Genomic DNA, 22,494 nt, shown 5'->3' with positions numbered 1-22,494 from the left:
TCCGGTGCGAGCGGGACTACGCTCAGGCCATGAGTGTGAAGTCTCATCCTGCGGAGATGGAGCGTGTCACAGCCGACTCAGTGCGTGCCGTCCTCGCTGCTCGAGGAGTCGCTCATGGCCGCGTATCCGAGCAGCGTCCCGGAGTGGTCCGCATCGAATTCCGTGCCGTGCCGCGAGCCGCGCGGCGAGTCCGCCGACAGGCCATCCTGGACTCGCTGGAATCCCGTCGGCACGAGGAATTGTGGTTGGTTCGCCCGGCTGGCACGACGTACCGGTGGCGACGGTGGGTCACCTGGGTGACCGTGCGGGACCCCGGGTTGGACTGGATCGACCCAGCCACAGGTCTCGACTTCATCACCGTGCTCGCACAGAACAAGCGTGCCGCCGGTTGACCGCAAGGTTCAATTCGTGCCCCTAACTCCGAGACCACCATCGGACGCCAGCAGGCCCTCGGACGAGTTCACCAGGACGTCGGTCGTCTACCTCAACCACCCTGACCTGCGGCACGTTCGTCCACGACCAGGCGGACTACTACTTCCACGCGGCGAACGAACTCTGCCGAATCGCTCTGTCCACCACGGAATCAACGGCTGCGCTGCGAAGGTTCGCAGCAGGAGAAGCCTCCGCCGCATGACCTGACTTGGCTCAAATTAGTGCGCACCGCGGTCGTGGATGCGGGTGAGGGCATCGCGGAGGTCGTCGGGTAGCGGGTCGACGGCGGTGAGGGTGGCCGCTTAGTGCGCAGATTTTCGCCGTTCACACGACGAAACCGCAGCTCAACAGCCAGCACCCTACCCAAGATCAGCGATCTTGAGCCAAAGTCAGGTAAGGTGCCGGAATGGTCATGCGGGTGGCGGTTCCCGTGCTGCCGTGCCGAGATGTGCAGGCAGCGCGGTCGTACTTCACGGACGCGCTCGGATTCGACACCATATTCACCTGGGAGACCCCACCTAGCTACGCGGCCGTGATCCGCGACACCGCCGAGTTCCACCTGTACGCCGAAAGCAGCGTCGGCCCGGCCAGGGTGACGGTTGTCGTCGACGACGTCGATTCCTGCCACGACGAGCTGCGCGCCCGCGGCGCCGACATCGTCGAGCCACTGGCTGACCGGCCCTACGGGATGCGCGACTTCAACGTACGGACACCCGATGGGCACTTGTTGATCTTTAGTCAGCCGCTTACCGAGTACGGGTGACCATCAGCGGACCAGCCGGAAGAATGACCGGACCTCGTCGACGAACAACGCCGGCTGCTCGAACGCCGCGAAGTGGCCGCCCTTGCCGGGCTCGTTCCAGTACCGGATGTTCGGGAACCGGCGCTCCGCCCACCGCCGAGACGGGCGCTGCAGCTCCTTGGGGAAGACCGACAGCCGGTGGGTACGGTCACCGGCGCGCCGGCCGACCCGGAGATCCATTCGTTGACCTGCCGGAGGCTTTCCCAGTACAGCCGGGCGGATGAGGCACCGGTGCCGGGCAGCCAGTAGAGCATCAGGTTGTCGAGCAGCTCATTCCGGGTAATAACCCGATGCAGGTCGCCACCGGAGTCGGTCCACGACCAGAACTTCTCGACGATCCAGGCGCAGAGGGCGGCCGGCGAGTCGACCAGCCCGTAGCCGACCGTCTGCGGCCGGGTCGACTGCTGCGCCGAGTATCCGGAGCCCCATTCGTCCGCCTCCCGCAGTGTCGCGAGCGCCGCCCGCTCGGCACCGGTGAGGTCGTCCAACGTGGCCGGATCGGGCGGTGCGAGCGGCGGCATGAGATGGATGCCGGCGACCCGATCGGGTTGCCGTTGACCGATGCTCGTGGCGATGCTGGTGCCCGAGTCGCTGCCCTGGGCGCCGAACCGCCGGTAGCTGAGCCGGGCCATCAGCTCGCACCACGCGTCGGATATCCGCTCGATCCCCCACCCCGGCGCGACCGGCTTGTCGCTGAAGCCGTAACCGGGAAGCGATTGGCAGACCCCTAGAACCGGCCGCTTAGTGCGCAGATTTTCGCCGTTCACACGACGAAACCGCANCGCAGCTCAACAGCCAGCACCCTACCCAAGATCAGCGATCTTGAGCCAAGTCAGGTCAACGGCTGCGCTGCGAAGGTTCGCAGCAGGAGAAGCCTCCGCCGCATGACTCCCGGCCGCCGCGTTTCTCACCGAAGCTGCGCGGCGGGCCGGGTTCCATCGCGTTCGGCCGATGGCCGACAAGTAACGCATCGCGCTGCTCATCCTCAGCCGTCACGCGAAACCGCCTGCCCGGTGACGGACGTCGACGTGCCGCTGCCGCGACGCCGTCACCGGCCAGTCCTCCGGTGACAGACGGGGGCGGAGCGCAAACAGCCCAGCACACCCCGGCCGGGGCTGTGAACACCGCGAAGCCTCGGCTTGTCCGTCCGGGTGAACCGGCCCTCCGGAAGCCGAGCCCGGCACGTTCCGCACAGCCGGTTCGCGCCGGACGGACGAGCCGATCCGCGGCGTACTGCCCCGGCTGGGGAGCGCTCCCGGCAGATCGCGTTCCACACCACCGACCCTCACAGGAGGACACGATGGCCGGCGACACCGTCATCACCATCATCGGCAACCTCACGTCCGACCCCGAGCTGCGGTTCACCCCGAACGGCACGCCCGTCGCGAACTTCACCATCGCGTCGACGCCTCGCACATTCAACCGGTCCACCAGCCAGTTCGAGGACGGCGACGCCCTGTTCATGCGCTGCACGATGTGGAAGGAGAAGGGCGAGAACGTCGCGGAGTCGTTGAAGCGCGGCATGCGGGTGATCGCCCAGGGCCGGCTGCGCCAGCGGACGTACGAGACTCGCGACGGAGAGTCGCGGACCGTCGTCGAGTTGACCGTCGACGAGATCGGCCCCTCGCTCAGCTACGCCACCGCGAAGGTCACCAAGACCTCGCGCAAGGCCGCCGCTGACCCGTGGGCCGCCGCGCCGGCCGCCGAAGGCGAACTCGTAGGTGCCGGTGCCAGCACGGACTCCGAAGCCCCGCCGTTCTGATCTTTCCCGGAACGAACCCGGTGGGTGGAGCGGCGCTGCCGCTCCACCCACCGGGCTGTCTTCGGCTCTCAAGGAGGACCACCATGCGGTCGCAACGCGCCCGCACCCCTCGCGACGCGACACGCAGTTCCGGTCAGGTGCGAAATCCTGCCCACCGTGAGACAGCCCCGGGACAGCGATCCCCCGCCGACCGACACCGACAGACCCGAAATCGACCTCGACAAATCTCCCCCCAACCGGGGCGGTTTTCCGATCTACGCTCGGATGATGGCTCGAATCGCCGCTGGCATTTCCGCGCGAAGAATGATCGACGCCGCCTTCTACGGTGTTCTCCTCGTCACGGCGGTCTTCGGTGCCATCGCCCTGATCGCAGCCCCTGCAGCAGTCGACCTCATCCGGCTACCGGTGTACGCAGCCCTCGGCGCAGCCGCTGGCTGGGCCGACTCGCGACGCACAAGGCACCCGATCTTCCCGCGGATCACGCGCCATAGGCGCGCAGCGGTCATCTTAGGCGCGGGCATCGTGCCGTGCGTCCTTTCCATCGCGAAATTCCAAGATCTCGGTTGGGACCAGCCAGCACTCGGGTCCACGCTGTTCCTCGGCGGAAGCTTGTCGATCGCTTGGCACGTTGCAGCCCGTCGGCGAGCGGCACGCCGGAGAGCGCACTCCCCGGCCGAGCAACGCGAGGCTCAGCCGGTTCAGACTCGGTGACCACGCCGGTAGTTGGTGGGGTGGTGCGAGCGCTACGCGCTCCCACCACCCCACTGCCTGTGTCGTTCGCCTTCGAGCACCGCATCTGGCCCCTGCTGCTCGGCAGCGGTAACCGTTTCCGCTTCCGGAACGCGTGCAGTCGCCGACTCTGCCGCCGACGTTTCGTGCACCGTGCTGTCAGCCACTGACCCTGCGCTCGACGCTTGCGGGTTCAGTCGCCTTGCCGCAGCCGCCAGCCTGCGCGCTTCGCCGACACTGACGCCTAGCAGAGCGGCGGTCTCCGGCATCCCGGTGCCCACTTCCCGGACCGCCCGGACCGACTCCCCCATCACCGCCCTCAGCTCGCCGGTCTCCTCGTCCAGCACCGCCTTCAGCGCGCGACGCTCGGCATCCGCCGCTTCGATGGCCTTCGCTCGCGAGCGATCGAGGTCCGCCAAGTCGCGCTCCAGTCGGGCAGTGATTCGTTCGCACCGTTCCTCGTGCCGCCGCTTTGCCGCCGCGATGGCTTCAGCCGCTTCCGCGAACGGTGCCAGTGCGTCGTCGACCCGCTGTTCGTCTCGCCGGGCGCGTTCAAGTTTCTCAGCGTGTGCTTGCCGTAGGGCTTTCAGCCGAGCTACCTCGGCACTCGACCGGCGCCGACGGCGGATGGGCCGCTCTTCGTCTTGCGGCATGATTGCCTCCCTGCGCAGGGAGGGCTGCGGTCGCCAGTTTAGTCGCGTCGCAGCAAGTGCGGGATGGGGCCGGGGCGCACGGCCCCGACCCCACCGGACCGGCGGCGCACGGCACAAGGCCGACATCGCCGGAGCGACGGCTCGCCAAAGCAACGACGCCGGGTGCCGCGGCGTGCCCACGGGACAGAAAACCCATCACGTCGCGGCATGACCAGCATAGCCAGGGCCGGCCCGGAACGTTTGTGCAGGCCAGACACGGTGGCCGGCGATTGCGGATCGGTCCCGTCCGCGGTGGAGAGGTGGCCCCGAAATTGTATCGGCCGCTGCCCCAAATACAAGGGCACCCCACTATTCTTTTGACAAAAAGCGCGTCAAAACAATAGCGAGGCCCCACCCTTGCATTCGGGTCCCCTTACGGCCTCGGTCAGGCATTAGGGGCAGGCCGAGGGCCTGCCCCGGGCGGCTTCGGGGCCACCTCTCCACCGCTCTGCACCTGGTCACCTTTACCGCAGGTCAGAGCATCCTAAATAGTCCATTTTTCTGGCTTTGCATTATTGAGAATAGCAGCCAACACCATTAATATGGTAATTACCGGTTGACCGGGGCGCCAAACCCGATCCGCCGGAAACCCACACATAACAGAAATGGATTATCGACATGACCAGCACTGATCGACGGCACCGTTACACCCTTGACGACGTAGTGAACGCACTCAGCGCGACACCTCCGCGCACCGCATCGGCGCTCATCGCGCTCCGGTGGATGTTCGAGCATCTTTCAGACGCTCCGCAGGCCGTACTCATGACCTGCGCACACCTGCTCAACTCCACCGACCCGACCGACCCGGACACCCTCGCGCGCGTCCGCAAAATCTACGAACACCTCACGGACCTCACGCCGGACGCGCAACGCGCATTCACGGCGTGCGTGCACACCACCGAATCCCGCGCGTCGCTCGCCGGGCACCCGAACGACGTAACGGCGCTCCTGGTCGACCCGTCGCACAACCGCAGCATTGCGCGTCAGTCGCTGCGCTGGCTCGCCGCACGCGCCAAAGGACACGAGCGCGAAGCGCTCCGCGCTTGCATCACGTTGCTGGAAAACCCGTCCGCCGACCACCCGACCGTGACCGACGCAATCCGCAGCGGCCACAAGGCATGGCCCTCGATCGACCAAGCCCACCGCACCCTGCTCACGACCTGTGTTTACGCCAGTCGCCAGCGTGCGAATGCGATTCGCGCCAAGCGCGCGGCGGAAGAAACACAGCGCGAGGCCGAGTCCGGAGATATCCACCGGTGCGGGCATTGCGACGGGAACCTCAGCATGGCACCCGACATGACGTACTGCTCCGAGTTCTGCCGCCGGGAAGTCGAATCGCACACGATCCCGCAACCAGTCGCTACGGTTGCACCCCGGCGAGTCCCGCAGCCGATCCCGCGCCCAGCCTCCGCGCCGCGCGAACCGTTCGAGGTTCGCGCACGCCGCTCACGGGTCGAGTACGAACCGCAAACCAGCTACGACGAGAACCACCGCGAGATTGAGCCCGCCATCCCGCAGACCGGGTGCGCTCGCAAGGACGACCGTGTTTCCGAACAGTACGAGGACCAACGCGGCGAGGTGTTCGACGATCGCGACGACCGCTACGAAGTCACCCCGGAGGAGCGCGGCAGCCTCGAGAAGTTCTATGACAACCTTTGGCGACTCCCTCTCGCAGACGGAGCGCTGTGCATCGCGTGCAACCTTGAGCGGACCCCCGCCGAACACCGCGCCGAACCGATCGGAAGGTGCGCGTACTGCTCCGAGCTCGACCGCCCGCCGCTGCGCGCCGTGTCGCAGCACCGGGAGTTGATCGCGGCGTAGCCGCACAGCCGCCCAACCGAAGCGGCCGCCGGTCTCACGACCGGCGGCCGCTTTCGCGTGTCTGGGCCGGATTCTCGGCTAACCGATAGGCGTTCCGCACCAGTCCTGCTCACCAGCACGCGCCGCCACCCAGCCGTGCCATCGCGCACCCCGCCACGTCCTCACTCGCACGCCGCACCACCGCCGCCCCGCTCACCACCGCGCCCCCGCCCCGCGCCGCCCCGCACGGCCCACCGCACACACAGGACATCTTGCAGATCCTCTGAGTCAGGTGGGCGTCCGTGATTTTGCCGCGTACGCTCGACCTCAGTGATCGGCTCGCGGAAGCTGAGCCCTGGTGATCATGAGTACCTCACCAACGCGGTCGCATGCCACGACCGAAGGCTCGACCCCGGCGAGCTGTTGAGTGACTACTACCTCTCCCACGGTTACCCGGCAGGCGAATGGTTCGGCGCCGGTGCGCAGATTTTCGGGCTCACCGGCGAGGTCAAACCCGCCCAGATGAAGGCGCTCTTCGGCGAAGGCCGTCATCCCAACGCCGACGCGATCGAGAACGAAATGATCGCCGACGGCAAGACCGCAGCCGAAGCCCTCGGCGCCACAAGACTCGGCCGCGGTTTTCCCGTCTACAGCGGACTCGACCTCATGCGTGTCCACACCGCGCATGCGTACAAGGACTACAACCGCGAGCACGGCCGCCCCGTCGGCGCACCGATCGACGCCGCGACGCGACACGAGATCCGTCGGAAAGTCCAAGAACAGGTCTATCGCGAAACGACCGGGGCCGATGGCCCGGTCGACCCGGAAGCGCTGCAGACGTGGCTCGCGGAGGAGCAACGCAAGCTCCGGAAAGCGGTATCCGGCTACGAGATGGTGTTCGCACCCGACAAATCCGTGTCGGTCGCGTGGGCACTGGCACCTCCGGAGGAACGCGAACTGATCGCGAACCTTGTCCGGCAAGCGATGCGGGACACCCTGACCTACGTCCAACAGAACCTCGCCTTCACCCGCGCAGGCAACCAGGGCCAGGCCCAGGTCGACGTCGACGGGATCACCGTGGCGGTCTTCGAACACTGGGACAGCCGCGCGGGAGACCCGCATCTCCACTTTCACGCCCTGATCTCCACCAAAGTCCGGCGGTCCGAAGACGGCAAGTGGACCGCGCTCGACGGACGCCCGATGCTCGCCGGAACAGTCACCGCATCGGAGTTTTTCGACACCCGAACTCGCGACCTGTTCCGCGAACACGGTGCACGGTGGACACAACGTCCCGCCAACGGAGTCGATCACAACCGCAAGATCTGGCAACTGGCCGCCGTTCCGCTTCCGCTGATCACGGGCTTCTCTCAACGGACCCGCCAGTTCGAGGCCGCTCGCGCGCGCCGGATCGTCGAATTCCGCGAACTCAACGGACGCGAACCACGGCCGAAGGAAATCTTCGCTATCGACCGTGCCGCCAAGCTGGACGGCCGCCCCGGCAAACCACCTCCGAAGTCGCTGGCCGAACACACCGACGACTGGCAAGATTTCGCCCACGACCTCGTAGGACAAGAGGCGATCAACAAGCTCGGCCGAGGAATCTTCGTCCGCGGGCGTGCACCGGCTGCCGCAACGTCCGAGCACGATCTCGACGGGTTGGCCGAAGCCGTTGTCGTAGCGGTCAGCGCGAAATACGCGCACTTCACCCGCTGGCACCTCGAAGCACAAGCACACCGGCAGACCGCACGTCTCACGGTGCCCGCCGACGACCGGGCCAAATTGATCGATCGCGTCGTAGACCGCGCGATCTCGTCACCGACCACCCTCGCGTTGGAAGGCGCGACCCTCGTAGCCGAAGCGCCATTCCTGCGGCGCCGCACAGGAGAGTCGGTGTTCCACGAACACCACTCCACGCGCTACACCACCACCCAAACGCTTGCGGAGGAAGGCGATTTTGTCGCCTGGGCCAAGCGCGGCGGCGGCTACCGCGTTCCGGACCGCGCCGTGCGCAAAGCACTCCGCGCCTCGAAACTCAACGAGGGCCAACAGCGGATGGTCACCGAATTCGCTGGCTCGGGCAAACGGCTCCAACTGGCACTCGCTCCCGCTGGTGCCGGGAAGACCGCCGCGATGAAAGTGCTGGCGGACCTGTGGCGGTCTCGAGGGCGACAGGTCTACGCGTTCGGTCCCTCCGCGCGGGCCGCACTCGGGCTAGGCGTATCGATCAGAGCCCGGCCGCACACACTGCACCAACTCCCCACCGCGCTCGAACACGGCGTCGCAGAAAGGAAATTCCCAATCGCCGAGGGCGACCTGGTCCTCGTCGACGAGGCCGCGATGGCTGGTACCCACACCCTGCACACCGTCGTCACCTACGCACTAAACCGCGGAGCCGACGTCCGTCTGATCGGCGACGACCGGCAACTCGCCGCCGTCGAAGCAGGCGGAGCGATCAGGCTCATCGCCCTCGATGTCGGCGCAGTCCGCTTCTCGAAAGTCGTCCGGTTCAAGGGCCACGACCGCAACGAACAAGCCGCCGCGTCGCTCATGATTCGCGTCGGAGACGAGAAGGGGATCGATTTCTACGCCAACAGCGGGCGTATCTCTTCCGGTTCGGTCGAAACCATGCGCAACGCAGCCCTGACCAACTGGCGGCGCGATCTGCGATCCGGAACCGATTCCCTGCTGATCGTGCCCACCAACGAAGACACCGTCGCACTCAATCTCGAAGCCCGCGCCATCCGCCTGCGCCGAAGCAGTGAACCCACCGGCCCCGAAGTCGACCTCCACGACGGCACTCAGGCCAGCACCGGCGACACGGTCGTCACACGGCACAACCGCCGCCGCCTGAGCCTCTTCGGCGGCGCAGACTTCGTCAAGAACGGCGACACCTGGCGCGTGGTCGCCGCCCACGAGGGCGGCCAGCTCACCGTCCGCCATGTCGAGCACGGTGCCCGGATCACGTTGCCCCGCAACTACGTTCGCCGTTACGTCGAACTCGCCTACGCCGCCACGGTCAACCGCGTCCAGGGCATGACCAGCTCCGGCACCGCCCACTCCCTCGTCCCGCCGACCATGACCCGAGAGCAACTCTACCCCGCGATCACCCGCGCACAACAAGAGAACTACCTCTACGTGGTCACCCATCACCACGTCATCGACCTGCACCAGAAGACGCCCGAGGTCGACCCCGACCCGGACAAGGCCGCCCGCAAAGTCCTTGTCGGCGTTCTCCAGCACACCAGCATCGAACCGTCCGCAACCGAGGTGTACCGCGACAACCTCAACCAGGTCGTCTCGCTCGCGACGCTCGTCGACCACTACAACTACGCCGCCACCTACCTCGACGAAGACACTTACCTGCACGCGCTTTCCCGATATGCCCCCGAAACCCTTGACACCAAAGCAGAAGCAGCACTCGTCCAGACTCTCCGCAACGCCAACGATCTCGGCTGGAGCCCCGAACAACTCCTCCCCCGGCTCACCGCCCGCTCACCCCTCACCGGGACCGACGACCCCGCCGCGGTCCTCGCCTCTCGCATTACGACCTTCCTCGCCACCAACACCACCGCACCACCCGCCGGACACCCCGACCCCCGCGACATCCGCCGATGGCGAGCAGCCTTCGACGCGATCGCACCCGACGCCGATGTGGAAGACCCGCGCTGGAACCGCGTCTGGCGCATCGCCACCGGGGCCATCGCACTCGGCCACGACGTCGAAGCCGCCGTCACCACGACCGCGCACCACCTTGCCGCCCGGCACGTTCTCGACGGCGGTGGTTCCCCCGACCCCATGCCCGACCACCGCTACGCCGCTGAAGCGCTGCTCCGCGAACTCGAAGCTCAGGAGGAGCGCGGCCAAGTCCACACCCGCACACTCCCCTGGCAATCCCGCCCCGACCTCGCCGCAGCCCGCACCCAACCCGGCCGCCGCGAATACCTCGCCGAGATGAACGACGCCATCCGCGACCGCCTCGAACACCTCCGAGCCGAAGCCATCCGCAACCCTCCAGCCTGGACAGCGCGCCTCGGTCCACGTCCCGACAACCCCATCACCGCGTGGGAATGGGACGAAATCGTCGGACTCACCGCCGCCTACCGCGAGACTTACCGGCTCGACACCGGTCCCGACAGCCCCCTCGGACCGCGCCCTGAGACCCACGGCGCACGCACCCACAGCTGGGACGAACTCAACCGCCGCTGGGCACGCTACGACGCTCCCACATCCCCCGCTAAGCCTTCTCCGGCAAGCCGACCTGCCACATTCACCGCCGACGACGTACTCGACCACCTCGACGCTGAACGCGAGGACCACTTCGAAACGCTCGACGTTCTGGTCCAGCGCTACGAAGAGCTCGCCCGCGCCGGAGACGAAGACCGCTACCTCGACCTGCTCGCCCGCTATGTCCCGGCCACCGTCAACAGCGGAGCCGAACAAGCGATCCTCAACGCCCTCGCCAACGCCCAGGACGACGGGTGGCAAGCAGAACGGCTGCTGCACGCAGTCACCCGCGGAAACGACTTCGCCTGGGCAGATGCTCCCGACCTTGCGCTCCTGGCCGCGCTCCGCAACTACCGCACCAGCCGACAACCACCGGCACGAACCGCCAACCCCACCGACGAGCAAACCGAACGCTGGAGGGAAATCGTCGCCCGGAACCTCCCGCACGCCAACGTAGCCGACCACCTCTGGAACAACGTCTGGCGTCACGCCGCGGCCGGGCCTCTCGCTTTCCTCGACCCCGACACAGCCCTCGACGCCGCCGTCCGCAAAGTTGCGCGCGACCGGCCACTCGACTCCGCCGCAGTGCCCCACCAAGTCGCACAAACGCTCGTCACCGAACTCGCACGCCGACACCGCCTGAACTCCAGTGGCCCAGCACTGCCGTGGCTTCCTACAGCCGACATCCCCACCCCAGGCGAACAAATAGACCGCATGCACCGCCTAGAACTCACCGCCGCCGAAATCCGAGACCGCGTCACTGCTCTCAAGCGCCAAGTCACGAACCATCCGCCGCCGTGGGCCACCTCCCTCGGACCGCGTCCAACCGACCCAGAACACGCAACCCAATGGGACGAAACCATCACGCTGGCGGCGGCCTACCGCGAAACATTCCACGTATCGGCATCCAACACAACAAGCCCACTTGGCCCGCCCCAGACCGGTGGGCGCGCCCGTGTGTGGAAGATGCTCACCACACAGTGGGAAGCCATCGCCGCACAATCCGTGCGGTCGAGCAGCATGAATGTCGGCGACACCTCCGAAGGCGGCACCAAGGGCACAGTCGACCGTGAATTCCACGCAGGCGTCGAGGCAGCCCGACTCCGCCACCGCGCCGCTCCGAAACAACACTCGACTCCCCCACCCGGCGGCCATCCCGACGCCGACGAGGAAGAACGTCTGTCCCATAGTGATCGCGCCAAACACACTTACTGACCCGCCCAGCGCGACGGCACCGCAGGTCAGAATAACAACACGGAAGAGTTCTGGGAGGATCCTGCGGGCTTCTGAGGCCGAGCAGGAGTAAATGAAACACATCGACGATGAGATAAACGTTGCAGGTCAAGAAGAGTCTTCTCCGCGCGAGCGGGGTGGTCCCGCAGGCCGGGAGTTCGTCGACTACACCGACGGGCTCTCCCCGCGCGAGTGGAGATGATCAGGCGGCGGGCACCGCGCCCTCGGCAACGTCCTGCTAGCCTGGCGTGCGTGCTGGCAGTGAAGAGTCAAGGGTTCAAGTCTCCTTAGCCCACCGAAGACTATTTTCTCACCCTTGACCTGGGGATTTGTACGCAGAGTGACTGTTTGCTCTTGATCTTAGTGAAGAGTCCTGCTGGTCAGCTGCCTTTTTCGGGTTCTAACTACCGTTAGGTGTCGTCCCTGTCGGGCTGGCGTTGTTCAGGTCAGGGTGTCTTCTGCCACGATTCGTGGTTAGTGATGCGTCCCTCAGCAAGGAAGAGCTGATCAAAGAAGAGCACCGTGAGTAGACGGCGCTCTCGGGCCACCGGTGCAGCCGTGCAGGTCGCGGAGACGACTTGGCTTAGGGTGCCGACATCGACAGTCCGAGGAACCATAACCACAGTTGGGCCGCAGGCAGCCCGGCCGCAGCCGCTCGGCAGCACCAGTGATGCAGGCGTTCGATGCCGTCGGTGCGCGCTGGCGCAGGCCGTCTTGCCGACCAGGTGTATCGAAGGCACGCCATTGCGCGATTCACTCGAAGCACTGAAGTCGCCTCATCTGGCGAGTGCCAGGATCTCCCTGATCTGTTCAGGACCCGCGACAGGCCGGGGGTTCCAAGGGACCCAAGGCGTCGTCATCGACCGCACCGCAATCTCGCCGTCTCCATCCGGGCTGACACCGAGCGCGCCGAGCGTGTCGGGCAGCTTCAGTGACCGGACGAGGCCGCGGACGACATCCGAAGCCTCACCCGCGCTGACGCCTGCTCGGCTCAGGAGTTCGTGTTGACGGGCGCGGTTCAGCTCGGCGTTCCACTCCAACACGGCCGGGAGCATCACACAGGACGTGTATCCGTGCGGCACCCCGTAGGACGCGCCCAGGACGTAGCCGATGCCGTGGCTGGCGCCCATTGGAATCCCAGAGGCCAAGGGGCACATGCCCATCCACGCGCCCAGCTGGCAGTTGAGCCTGGCCTCGACGTTGTCGGGATCGTTCGATACCGCGGCCAGTCCGTGCAGCAGCAGGCTGAACCCGCGGGCTGCCTGCGTGTCGGTGTAGTCGTTCGCTGAGAGGGCGCAGAAACCCTCGACCGCATGATCGACGGCCCGAAGCCCGGTGGAGAGGAACAGCCACTCCGGGGTGTGCCGGGTGATCGCGGGATCGAGAACGACGCTGTCCGGCGCGATCTCGGGCTGACGCCAGAGGGCTTTGCTGTGCGTGGCCTCGTCGGTCACGCCGGCGATGCCGGTGAACTCCGCGGCGGACAGCGTGGTGGGAACGCTGAGCTGCCTGACGGTGGGAAGCCGGGGAGCGGTGCCGCCTGGCTGATGCGCACCGGCGAGGTCTTCCACCGACGTGGCGCCGTTGGCCAGGCACATCCGTACTGCCTTCGCGGCGTCGACCAAGGTGCCGCCGCCGACCGTGACGATCGCGTCGACGTCGAGTTCCCTGGCCCGTGCTGTCAGCTGCATGACCGCGGTGCTGGGCGTGTGCTCGGGCACTCCGTCCACAACGGACACACACCGATCGCCCAGCGCGTTCGCGATGTCGGTGACGCAGGCGGTCGTCGTGTTGAGGGTACGGCTGGCCAGGATGAGCACCCGGCCAGCTCCCCACTGCTCAACTTGAGCAGGCACAGCGTCGGTCGCGGACTGGCCGAACACGACGTTTTCGATGCGGCTCAATGCCACGCGCCCGGAGGCGGACATGGAGGCTCCTTAGGCTGCGGGAGAAGAACTGTCAGTCGAAGACCTTCGCGCGTGCTTTGAGTTCTTCCAGCACGGTCGCGTCGTGGCCGTAGACCATCGTGCCTTCCTTTTCCCGGACGAGATGCGTCATCCAGTTCCGGCTCCGCCACCAGTCGGTGCGGTTGTAGCCCAGCAGCCACCCCGGGGAGACCGGGCCCTCGAACTGCTCGCGGATGTGGAAGAGGTCGCTGGCCAGGAAGAAGTGGCCGTGGTTCGGCAGTTCCACCTGCATGGTCATCAGGCCCGGGGTGTGGCCGGGCATGTGCCGCAGCGTCACGCCGGTGAACAGCTCGAGTTCGGTGGTGGAGATCGGCTGCCAGTTCAGGTCGAGATGGAGGTCGCCCGGGACGTACACGCCGCCGCCCTGCTTCGAGGCGACCGCGAACCACTGCTCGCGCATCTCCTGCTCGTGAACGTAGACCGGGATGTCCGTGCCGACGAACTTCTCGAGACCGCCGGCGTGGTCGAGGTGCAGGTGCCCCATGACGATCGCCTTGATGTCCTCGACGCCGTAGCCGGCCGCGGCCAGGGCGACGTCGAGGTGGTGGCTCTCGTCGTAGGTGGTCATCGGGAACGCGTCGACGGCCGGTGCGGGCCACTCCTCGGCGGCGTTCTGCGCACAGCCCGTCTCGAAGAGAATGGGGCCGACCTTCGGGTGCTCGATCACCGCCGCGATGACGGCCACCTCGCGCCGCGGAGAGGTCGGGTTCGGGTTCGACAACGTCGAACATCCGCTACCGCTGAGGAAAAACCCGTCGTCGATGGTCAGACGCCCCAGGTCGAGCAGCTGCATGGACATTCCGCGCATCAGATCCTCCTCGTCGAGACTGCGCTCGGTGTGACTGAGCTCATGAAACCACAGATGACTCACTAATCATAGACCGACTGGTCGAAATAACGCGCCGCCCATCAAATGCCAGGTCAAGGACGGTGCACTGTGGACTGAGTGCAGCTTCGGGCGCGGAGTTTCGCCCGGGGGTGGACAGTGCTCGCCGTCCACCCCGGGCGATGAGATCACGCCCCCTGGAGGACGGAGTGCCGCTTCAGGAAGTCGACGCAGATGTCCGTGAGGGCCTCGGGCTGCTCGAACATCGGGTAGTGGCCCATCCGCGGGCCGACCACGAACTCGGCGAGGCCGTCGCGGATCCCCTCGACCGTTGCCTGCAAGAGGTGGTCCGGGACGTAGTAGTCGGCCTCGCCCTTGAAGATCATGATCGGGCAGCTGATGTTGGCGAGGTGCTCGCGCACATCGTGATTCGCCCAGCACTCCAGGTCGGCCACCGCGATCTCCTGCGGGGCATAGCGGTGCATCCACCGCGTCTCGACGACCTTCTCGTCGCTTGTCGGGTAGTAGAGCGAGGAGATCGCCGCCCGTTCCATCTGGTCCCGCCAACCGGGGCAGGCGTGTGGGTCCTCGTAGATGCGGATGTCCGGAAAGGTCGGGGTGTGTGCCGCGCCTTCGAGTGCGAGCGCGGCCCGCATGCCGGCGGAGTGGTGGCAGGCGAGGTCCACGGTCATGTCCCCGCCGATCGAGGTGCCCAGCACGATCGGCTTCTCGTCGCCGCAGACGGTCTCGATGATCCGCCACACGAACTCGGCGTAGTCGTGCATGCGACGGAACGGTTCCCAGTTGACCGGGTAGGACTTGCCGTGGCCCGGCAGGTCCACGGCGATCACCCGGAATCCGTGGGCGGCCATGGCGGGCAGGAACTCGTAGTACTCGATCGAGCAGGCGCCGGCGGTGTGGATGCAGAAGACGGGCACGCCCTCGCCGCATTCCTCGTAGTAGACGCGGGTTCCGTCGACGGTGGCGTAGCGTCCGATGATCTCGTTCGTCATGGCGTCACTTCTCCTCGGGGACGTCGGCCAGGGATTCGACGAGCAGGCAGATTGCCTCGTGGATGCGGTTGGCTTCGAGGAGATCCCCGTCGATGGTGATGCGCCCGGTGGTCAGCAGAGCCCACGACTTGGTGCCGCCCATCAAGTCGCGCCAGGCGTCCTCCTGACCGGCGATCACGACCCGATACCCGAAGGCATTCGACATCGGGCGGTACTCCATCAGGTCGATGATCTGCCCGCGGTAGATCTTCAGTCAGAATCGCGTCTCGCCGAACGCGAGGACGAGGTTGAGGTCCGCCCACTCGGTCGCCTTGGCGAACAGATCGAGGTTGTTGCAATGCGCTCGAAGCTTCTGCGCGTAGTCCAGGCTCGGAAATGTCGGCATTGGCACTCCCTGTCAGGTTGTCGGTGAGCCGGCCCCGCCGGAAATCGGCGCGAGCGAGGTGATGCGGCCGAGACGTGTCTAACTGTCCCGCCGGCCGTGGTTGACGAACTTCCCAAAGTTCTTCTGTGCCCCAATTTCTACGCCGCCACGGGTGGCGTTCGACATGGCAGCTTCACACATTGCTCGTGGCGATCAGTGTGGAAATCGTCGACCGCGCGGATGTCGGATGTGCCCGGGACGACTCAGCGGGCCCCTGCGATGACCGGCTGACGAAGCGCGTGGATCCTGGCGGCTACCTGGACGCGGAAGAACGTGTCCGGTTGACGCCATTGCTCGCCGAGCAGCTTGTCGATCCGTTCCAGGCGCTGCAGCACGGTGTTGGGGTGCAGGTGCAGCGCTCGCGCGGTCTTCGTCGTGCTCGCGTGGCATTCGGCGAACGTGCTCACCGTCCGCACGAACTCCGAGCCGGTGCCGTGGTCACGGCGGACGAGCGGGCCGATCGTGGCCTCGACGAAGTCGTCGATGTCCGGTGTGTTCGGCTCGAACAGCCGGGCGTAGAGGCCGTAGGGCGCTGTTGTGGTGCCGCGGTCCGTGACCCCCAAGGCGGGAAGCAGCGACAGGCAGCGGCGAGCTTCGCGATACCGCGCTGGCACGTCGCGACTGGTAGCGGCGTGAGGCGCCTCGACGACGAGCACCTCGGAATTGAGACGGCTGCGCACGTGCTGCCAGATCCAGTGGACGTCGCCGTGTTCGGAAGCGTCCAACGCCATCACCACCGCCCCCGCGTGTTCGGCGACCAACCCGTGTTTTCGGAAGAGCGAAGCGGCGACGTGAAGGGCGTCGCCGCGCTTCGCCGGATCGACGTTGAGGACCAGCACCCGTTTCAGATCGTCGAGGTTCAGCCCCCGTGCGCGTGCGCGCATCCGAAGCTCGTCGAGTCCGCCGTCCTCGGAATCCACCAGCTCGCAGAGCAGTTCCCCGCGGACCCGTTCTTCGGCTTGGGCGAGCGCGTCCTGCTTGAGCCGCAAGAGCGCCATGATCCGGGCGGCGTCCTCGACGGTCTTCTGCTCGACGGGCCCGAGCGTCGATTTTCCCTCGGCTATCAGCAATCCGCCGAGGAAGGCGCCTCCGCTGACCACCGCGACGACGCCGGCGAACTGCCGGGACGCGATCGTCACGAAGCGCCCGGTTCTCCGGCTTTCGCCGAGAGCCACGGCGACCGAAGGCTGGCGCCGGCACTGGTCGTCCGGGTAGTCGACCTCGACGCCGCTGGGCGGGGCACCCTCGTCGTCGAGGGTGATGACCCGCCGCTGGACGGCTCGTTCGAGGGTCGCGGCGACCTCGGCCGCGTCCTCGCCACGCAACACGCAGTTCGTCAGCTCGGCGTAGGCCGTGTGGGCCCGTTCCATGGCGTGCACGTGGTCGCCCAGTTGCCGGCGGCTCGCCTCGGCTTCCTCGGCGAGGCTGCGAGCCTGGGCCAGCAGGCGGGCACCCTGCAGCATCGCCGCGGCGTGATCGGCCAAGGCGGTCAGCAGGGCGACTTGGTCGGCGTGGAACTCCCTCTCGTGCCGGACGGCGACGAACAGGGTTCCGATGACTTCCTCACCCGCTATGAGCGGTACTGCGAGAACCGAGATCACGCCCTCTGCGTCGAGGACCCGATCGGCTCCGGTGTCGTGCCGGAAGTCCTGGTCGTCGTGATAGCGCGGCGCGGAATGTGGCCGGCGTTGCGCAGCGACGAACCAGGCCAGCCCACGGTCCCGCTGTGTGCGGAGGCCTTCCAGCTCCAGCGATACCGTTCCCGTCGCGGTCTTGACGACGCTCTCGCCGCTGTCGGGCTCGATCTCGGTGAGCCAGGTCAGGTCCACGCCCAGCAGGTCGTGCGCCCGTTGGGTGAGGCGCCGCAACAGCGGGTCCAGCTCACGTTGCTCGGCCAGTTCCCGGCTGCTGGCGAACAGGGCGGCCAGCTCGTCACGGCGACGTTCGGCGCGGTGGAGGTGGGCCCGGATCCGCTGGACCCGGGTGGCGAGGGATCGCTCGACCGCGGGGTCGAGGCCCTCGTCGTCCAGGACACGCTGAACGTCGTCCGGGTCCGCGCCGGCATCGCCGTTGAGCAGATCGAGCAGCGCTTCGACGCCGGCCACGCTGAGACGCGCGGGCTCGGTCCACATGGAACCACCCTCTCCGCTCGGCGGCGCGAGGCGACTACATCCCGAGTTCGCGCTCGAAGCGTCCTTCTTCGAGCCGAGCCTTGATCGTGGTCAGGAACCGTCCCGCGTCGGCGCCGTCGACGAGGCGGTGGTCGTAGGTCAGCGCGAGGTACGCCATGGACCGGATCGCGATGGCCTCTTCGCTGTCCGCGCCGCTCACCACCACCGGGCGCTTCACGACCGCGCCGACGCCCAGGATCCCGGACTGCGGCTGGTTGATGATCGGGGTGTCGAACAGCGCGCCGTTGCTGCCGAGGTTCGTCACCGTGAAGGTGCCGCCGGACAGCTCGTCCGGCTTGACTTTCCCGGTGCGTGCCCGGGCGGCCAGGTCCGCGGTCGCCCGGGTCAGGCCGGCGAGGTTCAGCTCGCCCGCGTTGTGGATGACCGGCGACATCAGGCCGTTGTCCGTGTCCACCGCGACGGCGAGGTGCTCCTGCCCGAAGTAGGTGATCTCGCTGGTCTCTTCGTTGAGGTACGCGTTGACGTTCGGGTGCTGCTTGAGCGCTTCGATCGTCGCCTTGGCGAAGAACGGCAGGAACGTCAGCTTGACGCCTTCCCGTGCCAGGAAGTCCGCCTTGGCCCGCTGGCGCAACCGGGCGATCGCGGTGACGTCGACCTCGAACACCTGGGTCAGCTGAGCCGAGGTCTGCAGGGACTCGCGGGTGCGCTTGGCGATGACCTGTCGGATCCGGCTCGCCTTCTGCGCCGTGCCGCGCGGCGTCGCCTGGACGGGCGGCGGGCTCGCGGGGGCCGGAGTGCTCGGCGACGGCGCGACGGGAGCCAGTGTCGGCGGCGTATCGACGGCTTCCCCACGGTCCGGGCCGTCGATGGCGGCGAGCACGTCCTGCTTGCGGATCCGGCCGTCCACGCCGCTGCCGGTCAGCTTCGCCAGGTCGACGTCGTGTTCGGCGGCGAGCCTGCGGACCAGCGGTGTGGCTTGGCGCGGCGGCTTCCGGTCGTCCGCCGCGTCGGATGCCTGCGGAGCAGGGGCCGGAGCGGCTGGAGACGGCGCGGGCTTCGGCAGTTCAGGCGCCGGCGCGGCCGGTTCCGGGGCCTTCTGCTGCACCGGGTTCGGCTCGGGCTCCGCGGGCGCGGCGTCATCCGCCGAGCCCGACCCGTCATCGAGCACCGCGAGCTGGGCGCCCACCTCGACGGTTTCGTCCTCCTGGACGACGATGCGCTGCAGGGTGCCGGCGGCGGGTGAGGGGACCTCGGTGTCGACCTTGTCGGTCGAGATCTCGAGCAACGGCTCGTCGACCTCGACGGTGTCGCCCACCTGCTTGAGCCACCGGGTGACGGTGCCTTCGGTGACGCTCTCCCCGAGTTCGGGCAATGTGACCGAATAGGACATCGTTCGCTGACTCCTCAGGCTGTCCAGCCGCCGTCGACGGTGACGGTGCTTCCGGTGGTGTAGGCGGCGGCGTCCGAGGCCAGGTAGACCGCGGCACCGCCGAGCTCGGGCGGGCTCGCGACCCGGTTCTGCGGGATGTGGGCGAGGATCCGCTCGCCCCACTTGCTCGTGACCAGCCCTTCGGACAGGTCGGTGTGGAAGTAGCCGGGCGCGAGCACGTTCACCCGCACCCCTCGCGGCGCCCATTCGACTGCGAGGACGCGGCTGAGCGCCTCGACGCCGCCTTTGCTTGCGGCGTAGGCGGCGATCCGGTCGAATCCGGTCCGTGCGTGCACCGAGGACACTGTGATGATCGAACCGGAGCCCTGTTCGAGCATCCGCCGTCCGGCGGCCCGCGCGCAGTAGTAGGTACCGGAGAGGTTCACGTCCAGCACCTTCGCCCAGTCCGCGTCGGCGCTGTCCTCGCTGCGCCGGAACGACGGGCTGATGCCTGCCGCGGTCACGACGACGTCGAGTCGGCCGAAGCGTTCGGCGATCGCCTCCGCGCAGCTGTCGGCGAAGGCGGGCTCGGACACCGAGCCGGGCAGCACCATCGCCGAACCGAGGTCGGCCGCGAGCTTGTCGAGGTCCTCGCGGGTGCGGGAGGTGACGGCGAGCGTCGCCCCAGCCCCGGCGAGGGCTTCGGCGATGGCCCGGCCGAGGCCCTTGCCGGCACCGGTGACCCAGGCGACTTTCCCGGTGAGGTCGAATGCGGTCATGAGCGCAGGTTCCGTTTCAGGACTTTGCCGGACGGTGTCCGCGGCAGCACGTCGAGGAACACCAGGTCGGCGGGGACTTTGAACTTGGCGAGCCGGGCCCGGCAGAACTCGATCAGCGCGTCGCGATCGACCGCGGCGCCCGGACGCAGGACGACAAACGCCTGGGGTACTTCGCCCCAGCGCGGGTGGCCCATGCCGACCACGGCGGCCTCGACCACGTCGGGGTGCTCGTAGAGGACGCGCTCGACTTCCGGCGTGGCGATGTTCTCGCCGCCGGAGACGATCATGTCCTTCTTGCGGTCTTCGACGTAGAGGTAGCCGTCCTCGTCGACGCGGCCGATGTCGCCGGTGTGGAACCAGCCGTCGCGGAAGGCCTTGGCGGTGGCCTCGTCGTCGTGCCAGTACCCGGCGCTGACCTTCGGGCCGCGGAGGGTGATCTCGCCCAGTTCACCGGTCGGAACCGGAGTGCCGGCTTCGTCGACGATGCGGACTTCGAGGTGGACGACGGGGCGGCCGACGGAGCCGACCTTGGCCAGCATGTGGTCATAGTCGTTGAACGTGTCGCCGGAGACGGTTTCGGTGAGCCCGTAGGCATCGGCGAACCAGGCGTTCGGGAACGCCGCGCGGATCCGTTCGACCAGCGGAACGGGCATCTTCTCGCCGCCGCCGACGATGAACCGGATGGAGGAGGTGTCGCGCTCGGCGATATCCGGCAGCTGCAGGATCGCGTTCACCATCGCCGGGGCCAGCCAGATGTTCGTCGGGCGCTCGCGCTCGATGGTCGCCACGACCTCCTCCGCGTCGAACTTGCGGAGCACGATGAGCGACCCGCCGGCGTGCAGGGTCCCGATGCCGGGCAGGTCGAATCCGCCGACGTGGTAGAGCGGTCCGCACACGAGCGTCGTGTCGGCCGAGGTGATGCCGAACTCGACGATGTGCGCCAGGTTCTTCCACGCCAGGTTGCCGTGGGTGATCCGCACGCCTTTGGGGCGGGAGGTCGTGCCGGAGGTGTACATCAGCCGCTGCAGCTCTTCCGGTGCGACAGGCGCCGGCGCGACGGACTTCCCCTCGTTGGCCGCGAGCAGATCGGCGTAGCCGGTCCAGCCCTCGGCCGAGCCGTCGAGCAGCAGCCGGTGCTTCAGCGCCGGCAACGCGAGTTGCTCCACCGCGGGCCGGAATTCCGACTCCGACAGCAGCGCCACTGCGCCGGAGTGGTCGATGATGTAGCGCCACTCCTGCGGGGAGAGCCGGTAGTTCAGCGGCAGGAACGCCGCGCCGACGCGGTTGACCGCGAACGCGGTCTCGAGGAACTCCAGGTGGTTGTAGAGCAGGATGGCGACAACGTCGCCGCGGCCGACGCCGAGTTCGGTCAGGCCGGCGGCGACCGCGTCGACCCGGTCGAGCAGCTCGCGGTTGGTGAGCGTGCGGTCGCCCTGTCTGAGCACGATCCGGCCCGGGTCGCGGCCGGTGTTGTGGTCGAGGATCGTCGCGAAGTTCGACATCAGCGCTCCTCGGTGTGGAAGCTGTGCAGCTCGTCGCCGGCCGAACCCCAGTGGATGGTGCTGATCATGCCGCCGTCGGCGACCAGATCGGTGCCGGTGATGTAGCCGGCGTCAGGGCCGGCGAGGAAGGCCACGGCACGGGCGATGTCGTCGGGCTCGCCGATGCGTCCGAGCGGGGTGTTGGCCACGGTGGCCGCGTGGATGGCGTTGTTGGAGAGCGTGTCGCGGTTGAGTCCGCTGTGGACGACACCCGGGCTCACGGAGTTGATCCGGATGCCGTCCTTCGCCAGTTCCGCGGCCAGCTGGCGGGTCAGCGCGAGCACACCGCCCTTCGCGGCGGTGTAGGAGGAGAAGCCGTAGCCGGTGTGCCCGGCGATCGAGGCGATCTGGACGATGCTTCCCCCACCACCGGCTGCCATCAGCGGAATGACCTGCCGGAGCAGGATGAAGTAGCCGGTGAGGTTGACGTCGAGAACCCGGCGCCATTCCTCGACGCTCGACTCCAGCAGCGTCTTGCGCACGATGATGCCAGCCGCGTTGACGAGCACCTTCGGCGCGCCGAAGCGCTGGGCGGCCTCCCGCACCGCGTCGGCGACCTGGGTCTCGTCGGTGACGTCGACCCTGAACGCGGCGGCGGCGGGCAATTCGGCCGCTGTCTTGTCGGCGGCTTCGCCGTCGGCGTCGAGCAGGGCGAGGCCGAGTCCGGATTCCGCGAGCCGCTTGGCGCAGGCGCGGCCGATCCCGGAACCCGCGCCGGTGACGACCGCGCATCCCGCTGTATCCACTGCAGTTCTCCTGTTCTCCCGGG

The 22,494-nt window shown here is 67.5% G+C and carries 17 protein-coding genes; 5 read left to right on the top strand and 12 right to left on the bottom strand.

Features of this window, described 5'->3' with window-relative positions:
- Positions 1 to 143 precede the first annotated feature (143 nt).
- Positions 144 to 392, top strand: coding sequence for a hypothetical protein (locus A4R44_RS48265; RefSeq protein ID WP_157904988.1), 249 nt, complete (start codon positions 144 to 146; stop codon positions 390 to 392).
- A 446-nt stretch (positions 393 to 838) separates the two neighbouring features.
- On the top strand, positions 839 to 1,195 hold the full coding sequence (locus A4R44_RS24010) for a VOC family protein (protein WP_020641977.1): 357 nt from the start codon (positions 839 to 841) through the stop codon (positions 1,193 to 1,195).
- Here the strand turns inward: A4R44_RS24010 and A4R44_RS46170 are convergent.
- Entirely contained in the window at positions 1,171 to 2,001 is an 831-nt protein-coding gene (locus A4R44_RS46170; RefSeq protein ID WP_232791752.1) for an alpha/beta fold hydrolase, read from the bottom strand. The genes A4R44_RS24010 and A4R44_RS46170 overlap by 25 nt on opposite strands.
- 533 nt (positions 2,002 to 2,534) lie before the next feature.
- On the opposite strand from A4R44_RS46170, the gene A4R44_RS24000 reads away from it, so the two are divergent.
- Positions 2,535 to 2,996: a single-stranded DNA-binding protein gene (locus A4R44_RS24000; protein ID WP_067584895.1), complete on the top strand. Its 462-nt coding sequence runs from the start codon at positions 2,535 to 2,537 to the stop codon at positions 2,994 to 2,996.
- A gap of 743 nt (positions 2,997 to 3,739) precedes the next feature.
- On the opposite strand, the gene A4R44_RS48260 is transcribed toward A4R44_RS24000, so the two are convergent.
- Positions 3,740 to 4,144 (bottom strand): hypothetical protein, encoded by a 405-nt coding sequence (locus A4R44_RS48260; protein WP_157904987.1) that lies wholly within the window; start codon positions 4,142 to 4,144, stop codon positions 3,740 to 3,742.
- Positions 4,145 to 5,305: 1,161 nt separating this feature from the next.
- Between A4R44_RS48260 and A4R44_RS23990 the strand changes: the two genes are divergently transcribed.
- Together A4R44_RS23990 and mobF are read left to right on the top strand one after the other, a co-directional pair.
- Positions 5,306 to 6,238 (top strand): hypothetical protein, encoded by a 933-nt coding sequence (locus A4R44_RS23990; RefSeq protein WP_157904986.1) that lies wholly within the window; start codon positions 5,306 to 5,308, stop codon positions 6,236 to 6,238.
- A 309-nt stretch (positions 6,239 to 6,547) separates the two neighbouring features.
- A complete protein-coding gene (gene mobF / locus A4R44_RS23985) occupies positions 6,548 to 11,656 on the top strand; it encodes a MobF family relaxase (protein ID WP_067584886.1) in 5,109 nt (1,702 codons plus the stop codon).
- A gap of 794 nt (positions 11,657 to 12,450) precedes the next feature.
- On the opposite strand, the gene A4R44_RS23980 is transcribed toward mobF, so the two are convergent.
- From A4R44_RS23980 to A4R44_RS23940, 10 genes are all read right to left on the bottom strand, one after another.
- Positions 12,451 to 13,602: an iron-containing alcohol dehydrogenase gene (locus A4R44_RS23980; protein ID WP_067584883.1), complete on the bottom strand. Its 1,152-nt coding sequence runs from the start codon at positions 13,600 to 13,602 to the stop codon at positions 12,451 to 12,453.
- A 31-nt stretch (positions 13,603 to 13,633) separates the two neighbouring features.
- The gene (locus tag A4R44_RS23975) at positions 13,634 to 14,449 is read right to left on the bottom strand and encodes an N-acyl homoserine lactonase family protein (RefSeq protein WP_067584880.1); all 816 of its coding nucleotides are present in this window, start codon (positions 14,447 to 14,449) and stop codon (positions 13,634 to 13,636) included.
- Positions 14,450 to 14,655: 206 nt separating this feature from the next.
- Positions 14,656 to 15,480: an alpha/beta fold hydrolase gene (locus A4R44_RS23970; RefSeq protein ID WP_067584876.1), complete on the bottom strand. Its 825-nt coding sequence runs from the start codon at positions 15,478 to 15,480 to the stop codon at positions 14,656 to 14,658.
- A 4-nt stretch (positions 15,481 to 15,484) separates the two neighbouring features.
- A complete protein-coding gene (locus A4R44_RS23965) occupies positions 15,485 to 15,700 on the bottom strand; it encodes a hypothetical protein (protein WP_067584873.1) in 216 nt (71 codons plus the stop codon).
- Between the two features lie 33 nt (positions 15,701 to 15,733).
- Positions 15,734 to 15,865 (bottom strand): hypothetical protein, encoded by a 132-nt coding sequence (locus A4R44_RS51805; protein WP_255366182.1) that lies wholly within the window; start codon positions 15,863 to 15,865, stop codon positions 15,734 to 15,736.
- Between the two features lie 242 nt (positions 15,866 to 16,107).
- The gene (locus A4R44_RS23960) at positions 16,108 to 18,036 is read right to left on the bottom strand and encodes a helix-turn-helix domain-containing protein (protein ID WP_067584870.1); all 1,929 of its coding nucleotides are present in this window, start codon (positions 18,034 to 18,036) and stop codon (positions 16,108 to 16,110) included.
- A 34-nt stretch (positions 18,037 to 18,070) separates the two neighbouring features.
- The gene (gene sucB / locus A4R44_RS23955) at positions 18,071 to 19,426 is read right to left on the bottom strand and encodes a 2-oxoglutarate dehydrogenase, E2 component, dihydrolipoamide succinyltransferase (RefSeq protein ID WP_095213567.1); all 1,356 of its coding nucleotides are present in this window, start codon (positions 19,424 to 19,426) and stop codon (positions 18,071 to 18,073) included.
- A gap of 14 nt (positions 19,427 to 19,440) precedes the next feature.
- The gene (locus A4R44_RS23950; protein WP_067584867.1) at positions 19,441 to 20,184 is read right to left on the bottom strand and encodes an SDR family NAD(P)-dependent oxidoreductase; all 744 of its coding nucleotides are present in this window, start codon (positions 20,182 to 20,184) and stop codon (positions 19,441 to 19,443) included.
- The gene (locus A4R44_RS23945) at positions 20,181 to 21,686 is read right to left on the bottom strand and encodes a long-chain fatty acid--CoA ligase (RefSeq protein WP_067584864.1); all 1,506 of its coding nucleotides are present in this window, start codon (positions 21,684 to 21,686) and stop codon (positions 20,181 to 20,183) included. Before A4R44_RS23945 ends, A4R44_RS23950 begins: the two co-directional genes overlap by 4 nt.
- On the bottom strand, positions 21,686 to 22,471 hold the full coding sequence (locus tag A4R44_RS23940; protein ID WP_067584861.1) for an SDR family NAD(P)-dependent oxidoreductase: 786 nt from the start codon (positions 22,469 to 22,471) through the stop codon (positions 21,686 to 21,688). The genes A4R44_RS23945 and A4R44_RS23940 overlap by 1 nt, the downstream gene beginning before the upstream one ends.
- Positions 22,472 to 22,494: the final 23 nt, after the last annotated feature.

It is taken from the genome of Amycolatopsis sp. M39 (genome assembly GCF_001651785.1).
GTDB classification, from domain to species: Bacteria; Actinomycetota; Actinomycetes; order Mycobacteriales; family Pseudonocardiaceae; genus Amycolatopsis; species Amycolatopsis rubida.
This window is presented reverse-complemented; position numbering and strand designations above follow the sequence as displayed.